Annotated in this window: 18 protein-coding genes; 5 read left to right on the plus strand and 13 right to left on the minus strand. The window is 36.2% G+C overall.

Annotated elements, in window-relative coordinates; all coding sequences use genetic code 11:
* From AWW83_RS07995 to AWW83_RS08015, 5 genes are all read left to right on the plus strand, one after another.
* Window positions 1-800 (plus strand): efflux RND transporter periplasmic adaptor subunit (locus AWW83_RS07995; RefSeq protein WP_092350666.1); only part of this gene is annotated, 800 nt, incomplete at its 5' end.
* Between the two features lie 23 nt (window positions 801-823).
* The gene (locus tag AWW83_RS08000) at window positions 824-3949 is read left to right on the plus strand and encodes an efflux RND transporter permease subunit (protein ID WP_092350668.1); all 3126 of its coding nucleotides are present in this window, start codon (window positions 824-826) and stop codon (window positions 3947-3949) included.
* Between the two features lie 20 nt (window positions 3950-3969).
* Window positions 3970-5265, plus strand: a complete 1296-nt coding sequence (locus tag AWW83_RS08005; RefSeq protein ID WP_092350670.1) for a TolC family protein — start codon at window positions 3970-3972, stop codon at window positions 5263-5265.
* Window positions 5266-5282: 17 nt separating this feature from the next.
* Complete coding sequence (locus AWW83_RS08010) at window positions 5283-5567, plus strand: GYD domain-containing protein (RefSeq protein WP_092350672.1); 285 nt, start codon at window positions 5283-5285, stop codon at window positions 5565-5567.
* A gap of 24 nt (window positions 5568-5591) precedes the next feature.
* A complete protein-coding gene (locus tag AWW83_RS08015; protein WP_092350674.1) occupies window positions 5592-6242 on the plus strand; it encodes a hypothetical protein in 651 nt (216 codons plus the stop codon).
* 1 nt (window position 6243) lies between these two features.
* On the opposite strand, the gene AWW83_RS08020 is transcribed toward AWW83_RS08015, so the two are convergent.
* The 13 genes from AWW83_RS08020 to AWW83_RS08080 form a co-directional block, all read right to left on the minus strand.
* Complete coding sequence (locus AWW83_RS08020) at window positions 6244-7503, minus strand: ABC transporter permease (RefSeq protein WP_092350676.1); 1260 nt, start codon at window positions 7501-7503, stop codon at window positions 6244-6246.
* Between the two features lie 20 nt (window positions 7504-7523).
* Window positions 7524-8747 carry an ABC transporter permease gene (locus AWW83_RS08025; protein ID WP_092350678.1) on the minus strand — a complete coding sequence of 408 codons (1224 nt, stop codon included), beginning with the start codon at window positions 8745-8747 and terminating at the stop codon, window positions 7524-7526.
* 19 nt (window positions 8748-8766) lie between these two features.
* A complete protein-coding gene (locus AWW83_RS08030; RefSeq protein ID WP_092350720.1) occupies window positions 8767-9474 on the minus strand; it encodes an ABC transporter ATP-binding protein in 708 nt (235 codons plus the stop codon).
* 14 nt (window positions 9475-9488) lie between these two features.
* Window positions 9489-10760 (minus strand): efflux RND transporter periplasmic adaptor subunit, encoded by a 1272-nt coding sequence (locus AWW83_RS08035; RefSeq protein WP_092350680.1) that lies wholly within the window; start codon window positions 10758-10760, stop codon window positions 9489-9491.
* A gap of 55 nt (window positions 10761-10815) precedes the next feature.
* Complete coding sequence (locus AWW83_RS08040) at window positions 10816-12150, minus strand: TolC family protein (RefSeq protein ID WP_092350682.1); 1335 nt, start codon at window positions 12148-12150, stop codon at window positions 10816-10818.
* 80 nt (window positions 12151-12230) lie between these two features.
* Window positions 12231-12929, minus strand: a complete 699-nt coding sequence (locus AWW83_RS08045) for a hypothetical protein (RefSeq protein ID WP_092350684.1) — start codon at window positions 12927-12929, stop codon at window positions 12231-12233.
* Between the two features lie 23 nt (window positions 12930-12952).
* Window positions 12953-13249, minus strand: a complete 297-nt coding sequence (locus AWW83_RS08050) for a winged helix-turn-helix domain-containing protein (RefSeq protein ID WP_092350686.1) — start codon at window positions 13247-13249, stop codon at window positions 12953-12955.
* Window positions 13246-13851: a hypothetical protein gene (locus AWW83_RS08055; RefSeq protein ID WP_092350688.1), complete on the minus strand. Its 606-nt coding sequence runs from the start codon at window positions 13849-13851 to the stop codon at window positions 13246-13248. Before AWW83_RS08055 ends, AWW83_RS08050 begins: the two co-directional genes overlap by 4 nt.
* A gap of 195 nt (window positions 13852-14046) precedes the next feature.
* Window positions 14047-16659: a T9SS type A sorting domain-containing protein gene (locus AWW83_RS08060; protein ID WP_092350690.1), complete on the minus strand. Its 2613-nt coding sequence runs from the start codon at window positions 16657-16659 to the stop codon at window positions 14047-14049.
* Between the two features lie 109 nt (window positions 16660-16768).
* Window positions 16769-17890, minus strand: coding sequence for an ABC transporter permease (locus AWW83_RS08065; RefSeq protein WP_092350692.1), 1122 nt, complete (start codon window positions 17888-17890; stop codon window positions 16769-16771).
* A complete protein-coding gene (locus AWW83_RS08070; protein ID WP_092350694.1) occupies window positions 17890-19050 on the minus strand; it encodes an ABC transporter permease in 1161 nt (386 codons plus the stop codon). Before AWW83_RS08070 ends, AWW83_RS08065 begins: the two co-directional genes overlap by 1 nt.
* Entirely contained in the window at window positions 19004-19939 is a 936-nt protein-coding gene (locus tag AWW83_RS08075) for an ABC transporter ATP-binding protein (RefSeq protein ID WP_092350696.1), read from the minus strand. Before AWW83_RS08075 ends, AWW83_RS08070 begins: the two co-directional genes overlap by 47 nt.
* Window positions 19940-19945: 6 nt before the next feature.
* Complete coding sequence (locus AWW83_RS08080) at window positions 19946-20905, minus strand: HlyD family secretion protein (RefSeq protein WP_159421151.1); 960 nt, start codon at window positions 20903-20905, stop codon at window positions 19946-19948.
* Between the last annotated feature and the right edge of the window lie 13 nt (window positions 20906-20918).

Here is a 20918-nt window from a genome sequence, read left to right on the forward strand (position 1 = left end):
AAGGAAGCAAGGTTAAAAAGGGCGATTTACTTGTGAAAGTTGATGATTCGGAACTTCAAGCACAACTTTTGAAAACTCAGTATCAGAAAAAACTTGCGGAGGAAAAAGAATTCAGGCAGAGAATGTTGCTTGAGAAAGAAGCGATAAGCAGACAGGAATACGATATTGCACGCACAGAACTTAACACGCTTGAAGCGGAAATTCAACTCATAAAAGCAAGGATAGATAAAACAGAAATAAGAGCTCCATTTGACGGCGTCATTGGTTTAAGATATGTAAGCGAAGGAAGTTACATCTCGCCTGCGACGAAAATTTCAACTTTGCAAAATATAGACACTTTGAAAATTGAATTTGCTATCCCGGAAAAATATATGAAACTTGTCAATGTCGGGGATAAAATTAATTTCAAGGTTCAGGGCTCAGACAAAGTATATAGCGCTGTGATTTATGCCGTTGACCCCAAAATAGACCCAACAACGAGAACTCTTCAAGCCAGAGCAATCTTCCCAAATAAAAATTATGAGATTTTGCCCGGAGCATTCGCAGAAATTGAAGTCATACTTGAAGAAATACCCGATGCAATTTTGATCCCGGCAGAGGCATTAATACCAAGTGCGGAAGGAAGTAAAGTTTTTGTCTATAGCGATGGAAAAGCTTTTGAAAGAAAAGTTGAGCCGGGAATAAGAACCGAAAGATTTGTTGAAATTAAATCGGGTCTAAGAAGCAAAGACACAGTTCTTACAACAGGGCTTCTGCAACTTAAATCGGGTTTCAAAGTCAGAATAACTCAATTTGAATAAAATCTAAAATGGAGATAGATCCTATGGGGCTTTCATCTCTTAGCATAAGGAGACCAGTTCTCTCAATTGTGATGTCTCTTGTTATTTTGATCTTCGGAATAATATCATATTTTTATCTCGGCGTAAGAGAATATCCAGCCGTTGACCCGCCAGTTATAACTGTTACAACAAGTTATCCCGGAGCAAATCCAGATATCGTTGAATCACAAATAACAGAGCCACTTGAAGAATCAATAAGTGGTATCGCAGGGATAAGAACTTTAACATCAGTAAGCAGTTATGGGATGAGCACGATAAGGGTTGAATTTACAGTTGATCAAGACCTTGAAGCAGCTGCAAATGATGTCAGAGATAGAGTTTCAAGAGCGATGCGTTTACTCCCACCAGATGTTGATCCGCCGATAGTTCAAAAATCAGACGCCAACGCTTTCCCTATCATAGTTTTGACTGTTCAAAGTGATAAAAGAAGTTTGCTTGAATTAACGGATATAGCAAATAACATTTTCAAAGAACGATTGCAGACAATCCCGGGTGTGAGCGAAATACGAATCTGGGGCGAGAAAAAATACTCAATGAGAATATGGATGGATCCTGTCAAACTTGCTGCATATCATCTAACTCCAATTGATGTTAGAAATGCGCTTTTAAGAGAAAATGTTGAACTCCCCGCTGGGCGTATTGAAGGAAGAACAACAGAATTGACAATTAGAACAATCGGTCGCCTTCAAACTCCAGAAGAATTCAATAACTTAATCATAAAAGAATCGGAAGGCAAAATCATAAGATTAAGAGACATTGGCTATGCTGAACTTGCACCTGAAAATATAAGAACAATAATGAAAGGTAAGGGTGGAATTCCGCAAGTTGGCGTTGCGATTGTTCCACAGCCCGGAGCAAATCACATAAACATCGCAAACGAATTTTATAAAAGAATTGAACAAATCAAAAAAGAAATCCCAGAAGATATACAACTTGGAATTGGCTTTGACACAACAAAATACATAAAACAATCGGTTTCAGAAGTAAGAGAAACAATTTTTATCGCATTTGGTCTTGTCGTGGTTATTATTTTCTTTTTCCTTCGTGAATGGAGAGCAACACTTATCCCAATACTTGCGATCCCAGTTTCATTGATAGGTGCATTTTTCATAATGTATCTTGCAAATTTCTCAATCAATGTGCTTACTCTTCTCGGGATTGTTCTCGCAATTGGTATGGTCGTTGACGATGCAATTGTCGTGCTTGAAAACATTTATTCAAAAATTGAAAGAGGGCTCAATCCATACGAAGCTGGCATAAGAGGAACAAAAGAGATATTCTTTGCGGTAATAGCAACAACGATTGCGCTTGTTGCAGTTTTCATGCCAGTTATTTTTATTCAAGGTTTCACAGGAAAATTGTTCCGTGAATTTGGAGTTGTAATTGCTGGTTCGGTTATCATATCATCTTTCGTCGCTTTAACTCTTTCACCAATGTTGAGCGTAAAATTTTTGAAAAGAGAACATTCAAAATTTTATTTAAAGACCGAGCCATTTTTCAAAAAATTGATGAATCTTTACAGAGCATCGCTTGAAAAATTTATGGAAAAAAGATGGCTTGCGTTTGTGATAATGGGCATCGCAGCAATAGCGATTGTCGTCTTTGGACTTAATTTGTCTTCCGAGCTTGCACCACTTGAAGACAGAGGAATGTTAAGTATAAATGCAACTGCTCCAGAGGGAACATCATATTATCAAATGAGCAAATATATGGATGAACTTTTGCAACTTGTAGAGACAAATGTCCCAGAAGCTGAAGCAATTTTCTCAATAACTTCACCAACATGGAGAGGAACAGGTGCAAATACTGGTTTTATGCGAATTAGATTAACAGAGCGAGATAAAAGACAAAGAAGTCAGCAGGAAATTGCTGACGATTTGTCAAAAAAATTGAGACAATTAACGGGAATTAGAGCGTTTGTCACACAGGATCAAAGCATTGGCGTCGCAAGGGGTGGTCTCCCGGTTCAATTCGTAATTCAAGCACCAAACTTTGAAAAGTTAAAACAATTCCTTCCAAAATTTCTTGATGAGGCAAGCAAACGCCCAGAATTTACAATCGTTGATGTTGATCTTAAATTCAACAAACCTGAATTAAAAGTCAAAGTAAATCGTGAACGAGCAAAGGCACTTGGCGTCTCAGTCGCAGATGTTGCTCAAACCCTCCAGCTTGCTTACAGCGAACAACGCTGGGGATTTTTCACAATCGGTGGAAAACAATATCAGGTTATCGGCTCAATTCTAAAAGAAAATGCCGAAAAACCGGCGGATTTGAAATCAATTTATGTCAGAAACAATGAAGGGAAATTAATTCAGCTTGACAATTTGATAACTACGGAAGAAGAAGCAAATCCGCCTCAACTTTATAGATTTAATCGTTATATCTCCGCAACTGTCTCCGCAGGACTTGCCCCCGGAAAAACTATCGGAGATGGAATTAAAGCAATGGAAGAGGTTGCAAACAAAGTTCTTGATGAAACATTTTCAACTGACCTAAGCGGTCCATCAAGAGATTACGCAGAAAGTTCATCAAGTTTGGCTTTCGTTATGTTTCTTGCCCTTATCTTAACTTATCTTGTTCTTGCAGGACAATTTGAAAGTTTCCTTGACCCGCTTATAATAATGTTCACAGTTCCACTTGCTCTTGCAGGTGCTCTTTTCTCACTCTGGTATTTTAATCAAACGCTCAACATATTCAGTCAAATCGGACAAATTATGCTCGTTGGTCTTGTCACGAAAAATGGAATTTTAATCGTTGAATTTGCAAATCAAAGAAAAGCAATGGGACTTTCAAAAATTGAAGCAGTAAAAGATGCAGCTGCGCAACGTTTTAGACCAATACTTATGACAAGCTTGACAACTATCCTCGCCTTCGTCCCAGTAGCACTTGCTCTCGGTGCTGGAGCTGAAAGCCGAAAATCAATGGGTATAGCTGTAATAGGCGGGATGCTATTCTCAACCATCTTAACACTCTATGTTATACCAGCGATTTATTCCTACCTTTCAAAAGAGAGAAAGGAAACAATTCAAATTGAAGAGAAACCATCTGAAATTGAACTTGCAAAGGTTGAAAACGCTGAAAGCGATGAGATAAAACAAGTTGCAAAGTAAAACAAAATTTTTCGCAAGATATGAAAAAGTTTATCTTCGGAATTTTAATTCTTCTTTCACTTGCAAACGCCCAAGAAATCCTCACACTTGAAGAAGCGATAAATCTTGCGTTGAAAAACAATCACGATATAAAAATTTCAAAAAATACATTTGAAATCGCTTTAAACAATTACTCACTTGGCAATGCTGGATTTCTGCCGACAATTGATGTAAGTTCGGGCTATACGAAAAGTTCCAACAATACAAGACAAGAATACTTCGACGGAAGATCAATAAATAGAACAGGTGCGTTGTCAAACTCTTTAAATCTTGGTGTTACATTGAACTGGACAATTTTTGACGGATTCGCAAATTACAACAATTACAGAAAACTCAAAGAGACAAAAGAACTGGCTCAAACTTCAACTCTTGCAACATCTGAAGACATCATTGCAAATGTTATGCTGGCTTACTATGACATTTTAAGACAAAAGGAAATTTTGAAAACTTTAAAAGAAAACATAGCAATCTCCGAACAGCGTGTCAAAATAGCGGAAGAAAAATATAAAGTTGGAACTGGTTCAAAAACTGAACTTCTACAAGCAAAAGCGGATTTGAATGCAGATCAAAATTCTCTTTTGAGACAGGAAATTGAATTAAAAAATGCAAAAGTTAATTTAAACCTTCTTCTTGGGCGAAATCCAAACATTGACTTTGATATTTCGGATACAATTAATCTTAAAAATCTTTCGTTTGATGAATTGAGAGCGAAAGCGTTTGAAAATAATCGTTCTATGCTCATTGCAAAGGCAAACAAAGAAATAGCAAAGTTAAATTTCAACGGGATAAAATCAAGATTTCTCCCAAAAATTAATTTCTTTATCGGCTACAACTTCACTCGCTCAAACTCGCAAGCAGGTTTCATCGCATTAAACCAGAATCTTGGATTTAATTACGGATTAAATTTTTCATTCAACATTTTCAACGGATTCAACAGCGTCAGAGAATATGAAAACTCTCAATTTGAAGTTTTAAACTCCGAGATAAGATATGAACAGGTCAAAAACAACATTGAAGCACAACTTTTGAAACTTTATGAGAGTTATAAAACGAGTTTGCGGTTAATTGAACTTGAAAAAGAAAATCTTGAAATAGCCCGTGAAAATGTTGAGATCGCAATTGAAAGGTATCGTCTTGGGGTTCTAACTCCGCTTGAATTAAGAGAAGCACAAAAAACATACATTGATGCTGAAAGCCGTTTGATTTCAGCACTTTATCAAGCGAAGGTCGCCGAAATAAATCTTTTGAAATTAAGCGGTCAATTGATAAATTTCTAAAAAAAGGAGGTTTAAAAATGGCGACTTATTTTCTCTTCGGAAAATATACACACGAAGCAATGAAAGGAATGTCCCCTGAAAGAACAGCAGAAGCAAACAAACTGATTGAAAAGTTTGGAGGCAAAGTCAAAGAAATCTATGCATTGTTTGGTGAGATTGACCTTGTGATAATTGCTGAATTTCCCGGAAATTCTGAAGCGATGAAAGCATCAATTGCTTTATCCAAATTGACAAACATATCGTTTAAAACTGCGCCGGCTTTAAGCGTTGAAGAATTTGACAAATTGATAACTGAACTGTAAAAATCTAAATTAACGCTTTTATTGATGAGAAAATTTTGCTTTGCGTTAATTCTTTTGTCTTTGCTTCAAACTTTGAACGCTCAAACTATTGAGATAGATACTGTTGAAATATCAAAGCCAATTGAAATTGACACTTCAAATTCCGAGATAACATTTGGGAAAATTTTTCTCATAACATCTGCTGTTATAGGAATTCCATTTACAACGGGACTTGTTTTGTTAAGTTTATCCCCGCCGTCGTATGTTTTAATTCAAAAAGATGAAAACTTTTATCACGGTTTTGGGTTTGAGACATCAATTGGATTTGGAGATTCAACAAGGTTTAGATTTTCGGATTATAGATTCATCTTTCAATTTTCTTTGATTAAAAATTTCAAAAGTAGATTTTTATTGGGCTTAAACAAAGATGTGGCGTTGAAAAGATTTGGACAAGCTGGGATTTTTGGCGTTGGCACTTCAATGGGTTTTTTCTTCTGGACGAACTTCAAAAATTTTTCAGCATCGGGAATTGAAATATCACTTTGGCTTGGGAATGCGATGAATGTCCCGTATATTTTGCTTTTCCCTCAGCATCACTTATTTATAAAATTCAGAAGCGGAGTTGAACTTTGGTCGGGTAAGAAAGTAAACGAAATAAATATCGGATTCTCAAGCTCAATCACGCTCAAAAAATAAATCACTCATACCTCAACGACTCAACTGGGTCAACGCTTGCTGCTTTCCACGCTGGATAAACTCCGAAAACTATCCCAACAAAAGAACAAATTAAAAATCCGATAACAACCCAATCATAAGGTATCAACGGAGAAACTTTCAATATAAGCGCAAGAACATTGCCACCTATTACCCCAAGAATTATTCCGATTATTCCACCGAACTGACTCAATGCAACCGCTTCAAATAAAAATTGAGTTAAAATGTTTCTTTTAGTAGCCCCAACAGCTTTTCTTATCCCTATTTCACGGGTTCTTTCCGTCACAGAAACAAGCATTATGTTCATTATTCCAACGCCTGCTGCAATAAGTGCAATCAAACTCACAACAAAAGCACCGACTCTTAAAGCAAATGTTAAGTCGTTAAATTGTTTTATAAGTGTTTCATTTGAAAAAATCTCAAAATCGTTTTCAGCACCTGGTGGAACTTTTCTCGCAACTCTCAAAAGCGAAGTTACTTCCTCAACCGTCGCATCGTAAAGTTCCTGACTTTTCGCCTTAACAAGGATTGATAAACTTCTATCCTTGCCATATAAATTCAAAAAAGTTGTCAAAGGAATTGCAACAAAATTATCAACGCTACTTCCAAATAACCCGCCCTTCTCTTTTATGACACCAACAACGGTAAAATCATAACCATCAATTTTAATCTTTTTTCCAACTGGATCGGTATTCGGGAAAAGTTTCTTTGCAACATTTGCTCCAAGAACTGCAATAAATCTTGAAAACTCAAGGTCATCATCAAAAAATGCTCTGCCTTCTGAAATAACCCAATCGTTTGCGATGAAACTTCCGGGCATTACTCCATAAATGAAGATATTCGGATTTGTCTTGACATCACGATATTGAACGATTTTAGGCCCTGTTACCCCTTCAATTGCGACAATTTCTGGTAAGGTCGCATTCTGAACGACAAACATTGCTTGTTCATAAGTTATATCTTTCCTATTTCTGTATTTAGCCCAGGCTCTGCGACCACCAATATTAACGGCAGGATATTTTTGGATTTGAAATGTATTTGAACCAAGAAAACTTAAAGAACTTTCAACGCTCTTTTGAAGAACTTTTACACCCGTCATCACAACTATTATTGAAAAAACTCCAACAACTATTCCAAGCAAAGTTAAAAACGATCTTAACTTGTTCGCTTTAATTGAATCCCACACCATATTCAAACTCTCAATTGTCTCAAACCAGAGAATTTTCCAACCGCTTGATGGCATTTGAAATTGAAAATTTTGTTTTATTCGTATCTTAATGATTCAACTGGATCAACTTTTGACGCTTTGTAAGCAGGTATAAATCCAGAAACAACGCCGACAAAAATTGAAATTAAAATCGCCATAAAAGCAACCCACAACGGAAGCGAAGTCGGTATGACCTGATCAACCACAAACCCAAGCAAAATGGCAAAAATCAAACCTATAATTCCGCCAAGAAGACCGATCAAAATCGCTTCAATTAGAAATTGCAAAAGAATTGCTCTTTGCGTTGCTCCAACCGCTTTCCGTATCCCTATTTCTTTTGTTCTTTCCTTAACAGATACAAACATTATGTTCATAATGCCAATCCCACCAACGATCAAAGATAAGATAGTAATCCCAATCCCAACCGTTCCTATTACCCCAACCGTTTGATTATAAGCGTTTAATAACAATTCCTGTCTATTTATCGCAAAATCATCTTCCTCCCACGGTTTTAATCTTCTCAATGCTCGCATTATCCCTCTCAATTCTTCTCTTGCTTCCTCTATCTCGTTTATATCTTTGACTTTAACAGCAATTGACGCACCAAACCTCCACGGAAACATTCTCACAAACTGCCCAACTGGAATATAAACTCTGTCATCAAGCGACTCAATGCCAAGAAATTTCCCTTGCTTCTCAAAAACACCAACAACTCTAAATGTTCTCCCTGCAATTTTAATTTCTTTTCCAATTGGATTAATGTTAGTAAAAAGTTTTTCCGCTATCTCCGCACCAATCACACAAACAGGTCTTTCCGCTTTTACTTCAACTTCGGTCATAAATCTACCTGATTCAATCGCCATTCCAGATGTGTAAATAAATTCCTCGGTTGTCCCAATTACAGGTATGTTTTCAAGCACATTACTTCCGTATCTTACAGTTGACGATGCAAAGATTGTTGGTGCAACTGCTAATGCATAAGTTGATCTTTCTTTTATCTCACTTGCAAATTTAATCTGAATCTCACGCCTGTTTCTATATTTCCACCAATCTTCGCCAGCAAACCATGGCCATTTTTGAACATAAAGCACATCTGCTCCAATTGCTGAAATACTTCTCTCAAACGCTCCTCTTAATCCTTCAATCGTCATATTCATCAATGTGACTGAAACGATTCCAATTATAATGCCAAGCGTGGTTAGAGAAGAACGAAGTTTATGCGCAAGTATTGATTGAAGTGCGACTTTAAAACTTTCTTTTAGATAAAGCGAAAATTTCATTGCGAAAAGTTTCTTTTATTTATCCTTTTTGCGCTATTATCCTGTCAACGACTTTTTCATCACTCTCAATCATTCCATCTCTTATCCTTATGATTCTATGTGCATGTCTTGCGACATCCGGCTCGTGTGTGACAATGATTATTGTATTACCCTTTGCGTGCAATTCGTCAAACAAGGCAAGAATTTCACTTCCTGTCTTTGTATCAAGGTTTCCGGTTGGCTCATCAGCAAGAATTATTGAAGGTTTATTCACAAGCGCACGGGCAATTGCAACTCTTTGTCTCTGACCTCCGGATAATTCATTTGGTTTATGATGTAATCTATCTCCAAGTCCAACTTGTTCAAGTGCCTCACGAGCAAGTTTTTTTCTTAAATCACCCGGAATACCTGCATAAATCAAAGGAAGTTCAACATTATGAAGAGCATCTGCACGTGGCAAAAGATTAAATGTTTGAAAAACAAATCCTATCTCCTTGTTCCTTATCCTCGCAAGTTCATTATCATCAAGCTCGCTCACATTAACGCCGTTCAAAAAATATCTTCCAGATGTCGGAGTGTCAAGACAACCAATTATATTCATCAAAGTTGATTTCCCCGAGCCAGATGGTCCCATTATTGCAACATATTCACCTTTTTCAATTTCAAGATTTATTCCACGCAAAGCATGGACTTTTTCCGCTCCAAGGTCATAAATTTTTACTACATTTTCAAGTTTTATTAAAGGCATCTTCATTTCTCCATTTATGATTTTGTTTTTGTTTTCTCTTTCAAAACTCTAACTTTAACCCCATCTTCAAGTTCTCTGTTAATCGCTCTAAAACTCCCAACGACAATTTCTTCATCGCCTTTTAATCCTTCAACTATTTCAACATAAATTTCACCGCTAATTCCACGCTTTACCGGAACCATCTTCGCAACGCCATTTTCAACCACGAAAACAACTTCAACCATATCATCTTTCATATTCTTTTTCTCATCCTGAGAATCAGAAGATGGATTTACAACGAGTTTATTTTTCTTGACTGTTCTTACTGTAACCGCCTGTATTGGAACAGCAATCACATTGTATCTTTTTTCAGTTATGATATCAGCCGTGACAGACATACCGGGGCGAAGTTGAATATCTTTGTCAAGAATTCTTATTTTCACCTCAAAATTTACAACTTCTTCCTGCGTCCCAAGTCCTCTTGTTTTTGCTGCGTTTGAAATTTCATAAACCACACCTTTAATTTTTCTCTCCGGAAAAGCATCAACTGAAAGAATTGCGGTATCACCAATTGAAACATGGACAACATCAACCTCGCTTACATCAACCCTTGCTTCCATCTTTGACAAATCCGCAACAACCATAATCACTGTCCCAGCCATTTGACTTGTCCCGACAACTCTTTCTCCAACCTCAGCGTTAAGCTGAGTTACAACTCCGTCAATCGGTGAATAAATAACCGTTTTAGCAAGGTCTTCTTGTGCTTGTTTAAGTGATGCTCTCGCTTGCTCAACAGCAGAATTCGCAGAAGCATATTGTGCCTTTGCTATGTTGTAATTCGTCCTTGCGTTTTCATATTCAGCATCTGAAATTAACTTTTTGCTGTAAAGTTCTTCGGCCCTTTTAAATTCTGACTCCGCCTTTGAAAGATTTGCCTTTGCAATTTCAAGTTGAGCCATCGCCGATTTCAAATTCGCTTCCATCGCCTCTTTTCTCGCGATGTAAAAATCTGGCTTTATCTTAACAAGCAATTGCCCTTTCTTGACTCTTTGACCAACCTTAACGGGCATCTCAATTATCTCACCACTTACCTCCGCACTTATCTTGACCTCAACCTCTGGCTGAATTTTACCCGTGCCAGTTACAATTTGCGTAATGTCTCTTCTTTGAACTTTCTCAACCTGAACTGTGACGACTCTCTCTCTTCCACCACTTAATAGCGCAACAATGATTGAAACAAGGATCAGAAGCAAAATCCCTCCAAGAACAATTATCCTTTTTCTTTTTCTTCTGTTGTTGTTTGCCATGTCCAATTAAAAATTTTTTATTTTGAAATACGAATTTGAATGTGCTACGGTTACATCACTCAACATCAAGTTCTCCAAGTGCATATTGAAGCTGTGTCTTTGCGACAATGTAATCATAAATCGCATTCACTCTTGAACTCACAGCAGTTGTATAATTTGCTGTTGCTATCAAAAGATCAAGCAAAGTTCCAGCTCCAATGTTATATTTCTCTTCCGCTGTCTTTAAATCAAGTTCTGCGGATTTAACCTGTCTTTCTGCAACCTCAAGCTGCTTCATCGCCGATTCAAGATCAAGAATTGCTTTCTTAACATCTGCGGTTATCTGCCTTTTCGTCTGCTCAAGTTGAACTTCAGCATTCTTAACATTTATCTTCGCCTGCTGAACCTGCGTTTGCAACTGCAATCTGTCAAAAATCGGAAAACTTATGTTAATTCCCCAACCAATTGAGCGATTCTTCGTCAATGTTGAAAATTCATTGCTATTAAAATTATAACTTGCGGAAGCGGAAATTGTAGGCATATACCCGGACATAGCAACTGTGACGCCGGATTTTGCAGCATTTAAACTTGCAACCGCACCTTTATAATCCGGTCTTGTGTCAATCGCCTTTGAAATCAAAACATCAAGATTTTTAACTTGCTCCTTTAATGCGCTAAATTCCGTCGTGTCAATTTCCATCTTTATTGAAGGATCATCAAACTCATAATCATCTGATGGAATCAACCCTAAATAAACAAGCAAATCTGCCTTTGCTTTATCATAATTTGCCTGTGCTCTTATGAGGTTTAATTCGTCATTGCCAACTTGAACTTCCTGTTTATAAACATCCGCAAGCGAAACAGAGCCAACACGATTTGCCTCAAGAATCCTTTCAAGCTGTCTTTGACTTCTTTTTAAATTGTCCTCGGCAACTTTCAACAACTGTTTATTTCTTAAAACATTCAAATAAAGCTGATATGTCTGAAAAATAACCGATTGACGAGTTCGCTTAAAATTGTAATCCGCAGAAAGATAATTCGCCTTTGCTCTATTTACCGAGCCGAAATTTGCAAATCCATTGAAAAGTATTATGCTTGTGCTTGCGGTCGTTGAAAAAGAATTCAAAATTTGCTGCGTTCTGAAAGGCACTGTCCCAAGCCCCGGAATAAAGGTCAAATCCGACTCACGCTGTGTTCTGTTCCAGTTACCCGAAAGATTTAAATTCGGAAGAAAAATTCCGTATGACTGCATAACGCTCGCAGATTGAGATTGAACCGTGTATTCAGCTTGTTTTATCGTAGTGTTGTTTTCAAGCGCTATCAAAATACATTCCGAAAGCGTAAGCGTTTTCTTCGTCTGCGCAAAAACAAATCCCGATAAAAACAAAAGAACAAAAAATAACTTCCTCATAACTTCCACCTGACTTTTTATTTTTTAAAATTTTTCAATTTTATTAGACGAAACTAAAAATTATCTGTTTCACGAAAAAATTAACGCTTTCTTTCAATTTTACCAAAACCAAATCCTCCAAGCATAATTTGAATGTAAAAGCCATCAACACCAACTTTTGGTCCATTTGACATCCCCACCTCACCAGCCATTTTCCAATCACCAACAACTGGCGAGAAAAGATAGCCTGCTTTAATTCCAAACATAAAACCACCATGTCTACCGAACCTATATTCTCCAGAAATTCCAGCATCAAATATCAAATTTGAGTTCACCGCATCAAAAACTTTTTTCGGATTTGCGACCGCATCATTAAAGTTTACAACCTTATTCTCAAAAATTTTTAAATTCACTCCGCCTCCACCTATCCCAGCGTATGGATAGACAAACAAATTACTTTTCCGAAACAAAACATACCCGAGTTTAAACATTCCATAGCCCCCAGCAAGCGTTAAATTTTTGTCATTACTTTCTTTCTTCTTTTGTAAAATTCTCATACCTTCACCGCCAATTAAAAACTTTCCAATTTGACCATACCCTGCTCCGCCCATAGTAATAAAACCTCTTGAAAATTCAGCATATCCATTTTGTTTTAAAACATGATTTAAATCTTTGATGTTCAAAAAATTTAACCCTACTGCAAAATAACCAGCACCGCCAAAAGTTTTCAACTCTTGAGCGAATGTTAAGAAATTTAAAGAGATTAAAATCGGCATTACCAATAAAATTGCTTTCCTCATTTTTTATCCACCCTTTTATTTTTTCACTTTATTTCAAGCACATTTTTTAAAGTTCTAACATAGTTTTCAAAAGACCTTTTTCCCTTTTGAGTAAGCGAAATATAAGTTTTTGGTCTTTTACCTTCAAAAGTTTTCCTTATTCTAACATATCCAGCTTCTTCAAGTTTAGAAAGATGCGATGAAAGATTTCCGTCAGATAATTTAAGTGTATCCCTCAACACCGAAAATTCAACTTCCTCACCCTCACCCAGAGCATAAAGCGACGCCATTATTTTTGTTCTCGTCGGTTGATGAATTATTTCGTCAATTTCAACTTTCATTTTTTAATATCCCATTTTTTATTGATGTATAACCCACCCCCGACAAAAGCGAGCAAACAGAGCAAAGCCATTGAGATATTGAAAAATTCGGATAAAAACACAGCACTTAAAATTGAAAACACTGAAACTGCAACTCCGATAACAGCAATCTCCACGCCGAGAAAAATTCCTATCAAAACAAATCCAAGCATCGCAAAATTTAACCACAAAAGAGAAACCTGTATTTCACTTAACCTTGTTTCACCCATCTTAATTATTGCCCAGATTATCAAACCGTAAAGCACCAGCGAAAGCCAAATCAACCCGATATAAAAACCTTCTGGGAAGTAAGCCCTTGTTCTCTTAATCATTTTCAGCGTTATAACAAAAGTTCCAATTAACCCAAAACCTATAAGAACCATCCAAGAAAAGTTGATGAACTCATACTTCCCAAAATCCCTCAAAATTTCAGTCAATATATAACCAGCGAAATCAACCAGTCCCCACAAAATCAAATAATTTCCAACTCTCTGCCTTGCCAAAACTGTTCTCATTTGTCTGAACGCTTCCACAATTGAAAGAAGTGATTCTTGCGCCTCGGAACGCTCAAATTCTTTCTGCATTTTTTCATCTTAAATTTTGTTTTACAAATTACTTTGTATTACAAAGTAAATATAACAAATGAAAATCAAAAAGTCAAACTTTTCATTTGCACGATTCAAATGGAGCAAACTTTAAGATGCAAAAACCAACCCCCTGCAATTTCCCTTCAAGATTTAAAATAAAAAAGCTCCCCAAAAGTGGGGAGGTAAAAAGTTTTATTTGACAAGAAGCATCTTTCTGACGGAAATAAATTCATTCCCACCGCTAATTGGCTTTGCAATTATGCGATAAAAATAAACACCACTTGCATAGCCAGACATATCAACTTGAATCCGATATTTTCCAGCATCTCTTATATCATCAACCAAACTTTTAACCTTGCGACCGAGAACATCGTAAATTGAAATCTCAACCGATGATTTCAACGGTAACTCAAAACTTATCATCGTTGTCGGATTAAACGGATTCGGATAATTTTGATGAAGCGCAAAATCAGAAGGTAATAATTCCTCACTGGCCTCAATAGATGTTGCAATATAAGGTATCCAGCCTAAAATCTGTGCTCCAAGCGAAGACGACATAAGTAAATAAATTTTTCTTTCTCTCTCATTTACAAAACCATTTATTGAGCATGTTAATCCGCGTGTTGACTCTACAAGATTTGAATAATCATATTCAGTTCTCGCAGTAAAAGCATCACCCGAGTTCCAATAGTAAATTTTTCCATTAAATGACAAAAGCAAATGCAACAAGCCATCTTTCCCTCGGGAGAAAAATAAACCTGGATCCTCTGGCGAATTTCTGGTGTACTTGAAAAATGTTCTTCCGAAAATTAACAAAGAATCACGATACAACTTAACAATTTGGAATCCTTGACCATCTGAATATATAACTGGACCTTGGATCAAATAAAGATTACTATTATTGTCAATTTCAAGATACTGAACCCCATTGTAAAATCTACTTGACTTCCTAAAGCCAGATGCGTAATTTCCATAATAGTAATAATCATTTCCGCTTGGATTCCATCCATAAATATAAACAAGAGCGCTGTTTACAGCTTTTACCGTGATGTTTTGATTGATGTAAGTGCTATCAACGATTATCGCAGGTTTGAAAGAACCACCTTCATTATTCGTGTAAAATATCTTGCTTTTATAAGAATAAACAACATGAACAACGCCATTTAAATCTATTGTGAAAGCAGTATGATCTGCGTTCACAACATCTATTGTATCACTTGAAATCAAATAAGTTTCCCAACCGCCTGTTGAAGTTTCCTTCAAAAGATAAAGCCTTCCGAGATCAATTCCGTAAGGTGGTGGTAAAATAGAATCAGTTACAAAGATAAGAAAATTCATTCTATTGTCTTTATCAAGTGGCGGGTTATTTGCTCCCGTAAAATAAACTTTGTTTAATCTTCCAAATGGAATTGGTGAAATTTGAACTTTCTTGATTTCACTGAAATTATAATTCATCACATAATCATCACCTAAATTCTTTAACGGGTAAAGATAAATATATGCTGAACCCTGACTTGAATCTATTTCCATATCGTTGGAGTGCGAGAAGATATAAACCTTGTTATCCCTGTCAACCCAATGACCCTGCTTTAACAAAGAAGAAGGTATCATATTAACAAACAACGGCAAAAACTCGTATCTGAAATTACCATTCTCTTGATAAAGAAATGACGAACCAACAGAATTGGATGGATTTCTCAGAATCATTAATGCTTTGTTTAAATCAAATGCAGATAAATAAACTCTGTCCGGGTTATAACTTTTTAACATATAGTAATGAGTCATTGAATCATTTACAACGGGATATTGATATGTAGGCGTTGTACCTGGTGTGCTTATTGGTAAATGTTCACGGCTATAAACACTATAAACATTATTCATATCTACCATGTGCAAATTACCGGCTCTGTCAAGTTTTAAAGCTTTAAGTTGTGGAACTTGACTTTCAATTGTATACAAAAACCAAGAAATTACACCATCATTGTAATCGGGAACAAGCATGCGAAAGATGTTATTTGGAACTTGATCACGTTTGTGAACACTTTCGTTATTCCAAACAGTTTCAACTCTTCCACCAGGATAAACTTTTTTAAGCGAAGAATAAACCAGCACACTATCTTCTTGTGGTGATGAACCAAAGTATGTTATCCGCCAGTCTTGGTTCAGAATGAACAGATTTTTATTTGTTAAGAAAACATTTCCAGAAGCCGGCACTGTATCAATCGTTGCGGACATGTTTGAAGGCGGATTAAATAATTGACACCAAACAAGGTTTCCAATTGGTTTAAAACTCCACGTTGCCCAAACTAGAAAGTTAACAACAATTTTATTATCAAGAGTTCTTATAACCTGAGCTGATGAATTAAGAAAATACGACGATATATTGAATTCATAGAGAAAAACCGCCTCTTTCGTTTGCGAGTTAAGATAAAAAAATGATGCTTTCGTGGCATGATTCGGATCAGAATCCCAGACAACGGCAGCAATATGAGCCACCCCAGATGTATCAAAATCAAAATCAAGATTAGCTAAATAATTCATTGGGCTATACGCTTTGCCAACATAAACCGGGGTTTTAAAATTTCCATTCTCATAGCGGATAAGATAAAAATAAAAAGCGGTATCATAGGTAGAATAAGAATAAGTCAAAATGTTTGGATTACCTTGCAGATCATATTGCACCACCGCCTTATCGCTAAAGATTTGGAAGAATTTAAAATTTTGAGAAAATGAGATGCTTGCAAAAAGAAATAAGGGCAAAAGAATAAACTTAACGCTTCCCCAAATAGCTTTTACCTTATTCATAGCTTACACCTTTTTAGTTTTTGCTAAAATTTAATAAAAAATTAAAATCAGATAGTGTGATCCGGGACACAGTTTAAGGCGTGTGAATTAAAAGAAGGAATGTTAAAACTTACCCGATGTATTTTCTAAATCTTGAAACGCTGAAACCAAAAATTAAAACCCCAAATGAAAGCAAAATTAAAATTTGCGAATAAAGTATATCAAAGCCAGCACCTTTGAGAAAAATTCCACGAAGTATGATGAGAAAGTATTTCAACGGGACAAAGTTTGTGATGAATCTTATGACAGGTGGCATACTTTCAACAGGAAAAACAAATCCTGATAAAATTATATTTGGCATTGCAAAGAAGTAAGCCGTCATAAGCGCTTGCTGTTGAGTTCTTGAAATAACGGAGGCGAAAATTCCAAAACCAAGCGTCGTCAAAAGAAAAACGAAAACAGAAACGAAAAGCAAAACAATGCTCCCACGCAACGGAACTTTAAACCAGAATTTCCCGACAAGAATGACCGCCGTTGCATCAATTAAACCAATCAAGATAAACGGCAAAATTTTCCCAATCAACAACTCATAACTCTTAACAGGCGTGACAAGCAATTGTTCAATTGTCCCCTGCTCTTTCTCACGAACCATTGACATTGATGTCATTATCAGCGTAACAGTTATCAAGATCATCCCAATTAAACCTGGAATTATAAAAGAGTTTGATCTCATCTCGGGATTAAACCAAATTCTTATTTCTGGCTCGCAAAGCGGAATAAACTTTAAACCCTGACTTCTTAATCTTTCATCAACGATTGAAATAAATTTTTCCATAACAATGCTTGAGAAAAATCCCATAGCAATCGTTGCGGAATTTGCATCAGTCCCATCTATAATCACGGGAAGTTCAACTTTTTCATTTCTCTTCAATTTTTTATCAAATCCAGCTGGAAAAATAATTACCATACTTGCTCTGCCTCGTTTCAAAATATCGTCAATCTCATCAAGTGTTTTTAAATTAACAACAACATTGAATGTCTCAGTTGAATTTATTGATTCCGATATTTCATGTGTTAAGCTGGAGTTATCTTCATCAAGAATTGCAACTGGAAGATTTTTAACTTCAAAAGTTGCTGCATAACCGAGGATGAAAAGTTGTATCACTGGGGCAATGAGCATAATTCCCATCAAAAGGCGATTTCTGCGAATTTGCGAGATTTCTTTTTTAAAAATCGCAACGATTCTAAACATCAAATTTCACGCATTAATTTTTTCAACCTGAACGAACTTAAACGAAATGTTAATAGCATAAAAAACAAAAGAAACAAAACACTTTCAATATGTTCTCTTATCCCGTTCCCTTTCAAAATAATTCCACGGATTACATCCAGATAATATCTCGCTGGGACAAGATACGAAATTCCCTGCAAAATTAAAGGCATGTTTCTTATTGGAAAAACGAAGCCAGAAAGAACGAAACTTGGCACAACCGTCGCAATAAAAGCAATCGCCATCGTTGATTGCTGTGATTTTGCAACTGTTGAAATTATCAACCCAAGATTTAGACCGCAGAAGATAAAAATCAAAGTTACAACAAGAAGCGAGAAAAGATTTCCCTTGACTTCAAGATCAAACAAAAGATAACCAGCAAGCAAGATCAAAACCGAATCAATAAAAGCAAGCACAGCATACGGAATGACCTTACCAGCGATGATGTAAAACGGATTAACAGGAGTTGATATCAATTTTTCAAAAGAGCCAAGTTCTCTTTCCCTTGAAATTGAAAGTGAAGTCATAAGAACTGTCATTATCATCATAATTAAACCCATAAGTCCCGGAATAAAGAAATTAACGCTTTTAAGTTCTTGATTGAACCAGATTCTTGGTTTCAAATCAACAGGTGTAAATTTCTTGCCTGTGCGTTTGAAGATAAAATCTGAAACGATGTCCCTTGAAAAACCTTGAACGATTTGATAAACATAACCAAGAACGACATTTGCGGTATTTGCATCGCTTCCATCAAGGATAATCTGAACTTTGACACTTTTCCCAGAGCCAAGTTCGTTTGAGAAATTCACTGGCAAAATAATTCCAACCTTTGCTTTTCCAGATATAAGAAACTTGTCAACCTCGTTCAAGTTGTCAATTTCATCAACGAGTTTGAAAAATCCAGATGATGTAAATTTTTGGATGAATTCATTGCTGAATTGAGTTTTGTTAAGGTCGCAAACAACAAGATTAACATTTTTAATATCAGTTGTAACTCCATAGCCGAAAACAATAAGAAGGAAAAGTGGGATGATGATAATTATTATCACGCTTCTTAAATCACGGCTCAATTGGACAAATTCCTTGCGTATGATGTTAAGAAGAGCCAGCGTTCCTGCTTTTTGTGAGAGAGACGAAAACATCTTCAATTGATGGTTGGATTTTTTCAATTTTTAAAAAGTTCAGATTTTTCTTTTTCAAGAACTCAGAAATCTCTGAAATTTTTTCATCCGCATTTTCAACAACGATGTGAATTGAATCCCCAAAGATTCCTATATCCTGAACAAAATCAAGAGAAGAAAGCACAGCGTAAGAAGTCATCAAATCTTCTGGAATTATGCTTATAACTTCACCGCCCATATATTTTTTCTTTATCTCGCTTGGTGAATCAACAGCCATTATTTTACCGTTTAAAATAAACGCAATCCTGTTACATCTCTCTGCCTCGTCCATATAGTGAGTTGTCACAAGCACGGTTTTACCCTTTGCAGATAAATCATAAACAAGTTCCCAAAATTGTCTTCTTGAAACAGGATCAACGCCGGAGGTTGGCTCATCAAGGAAAACAATTTTTGGCTCATGGACTATTGCTGTTGCAAAAGATAATCTCTGCCTCCATCCACCTGAAAGATGCATCGCAAGGGTTTTGCGATATTTTTCAAATGAAAGTTGCTCAATTATCTCCTCTGTCCTTTTCTGTGCAAGTTTTTTATCGTTTAGATAAATCCCCGCATAAAAACTTATATTTTCCTCAACCGTCAGATCATCATAAAGTCCAAACCTTTGGGACATATAACCAATTATCCTTTTGACTTTTTCAGGTTCTTTTGTTATGGAAAAACCACCGACATTAGCACTTCCAGATGTAGGTCTTAACAAACCACACAGAAGACGAACAAGTGTTGACTTCCCCGCACCATTTGGACCAAGCAATCCGAAAATTTCACCTTCACGAATTTTTAAGTTAACAGAATTTACAGCAATTATATCTCCAAATTTCTTCGTCAGATCAAATGTCTCAATATCATACATTTTAAATCACCTCCATTTGATTATCACATCGGCTGGCATTCCGGGTTTGAAAATTCCATCGGAATTGTCAATTTTAACCTTAACAGCGTAAACAAGTTTAACTCTTTCATCTTTCGTCTGGACATTTTTCGGAGTGAATTCTGATTTTTGAGATATGAAGATAATTTCGCCTTTGAAGATTTTATTGGGATAGGAATCAATTTTAACATCAACTGTGTCATTAAGTTTTATCAAACCGAGTTCTTTTTCAGGAACATAAATTCTCACATAAACTTCGTTAAGGTTTGCAATTTTAGCGATTGGAGTTCCGGGGGCAACAAATTCGCCCACATCAACATACTTTTCAAGGACAAAGCCGGAAATTGGAGAAATTATTTTTGACTTTTTCAGTTGAATTTCAATTGATTTAAGTTGTGCAATTGCACGGTTATAATTTGAAAGAGCAATTTTTATCTCTTCGTCTCTTGCACCTTTTTTGAGAAGTTCAAGTTTTTTCTTCGCTTCTTCATATTGAGTTTTACTTGTCTCAAATAATGTCTTCGCATTGTCAAATTGTTCCTGCGTTGCAACGCCTTCGTCATAAAGATTTTTAACACGCTCAAATTGTTTCTGTGCATTCTCAAAGTTAACTTTTGCACGATTTACGACTTCCTCCATCGCTTCAATTTCTTCCGTTCTTGCCCCCCTCAAAAGAAGTTGATATTGAGAGAAAAACGCTTCGGCTTGTGATTTCGCTTCAAGATATCTTTGATATACAAGCTCGGTATCAATTTGACACAGGACAAATCCGCTATCAACCCTGCTCCCTTCGTCAAAGTTAACACTTATAACTTTGCCATTTACTTCTGAACTTAAGATTATCTCCCTTGCTTCAACTGTCCCGCTTGTTTCAAAAGTTTCAGATGTTCTGTTATCTGAACAGGAAAAGAGAAAAATTAAAGAGAAAAAGATGATGTGCTTTTTCATATCTTGACTTTGT

This window comes from Candidatus Chryseopegocella kryptomonas (genome assembly GCF_001536065.1).
Classification (GTDB): Bacteria; Bacteroidota; Ignavibacteria; order Kryptoniales; family Kryptoniaceae; genus Kryptonium; species Kryptonium kryptomonas.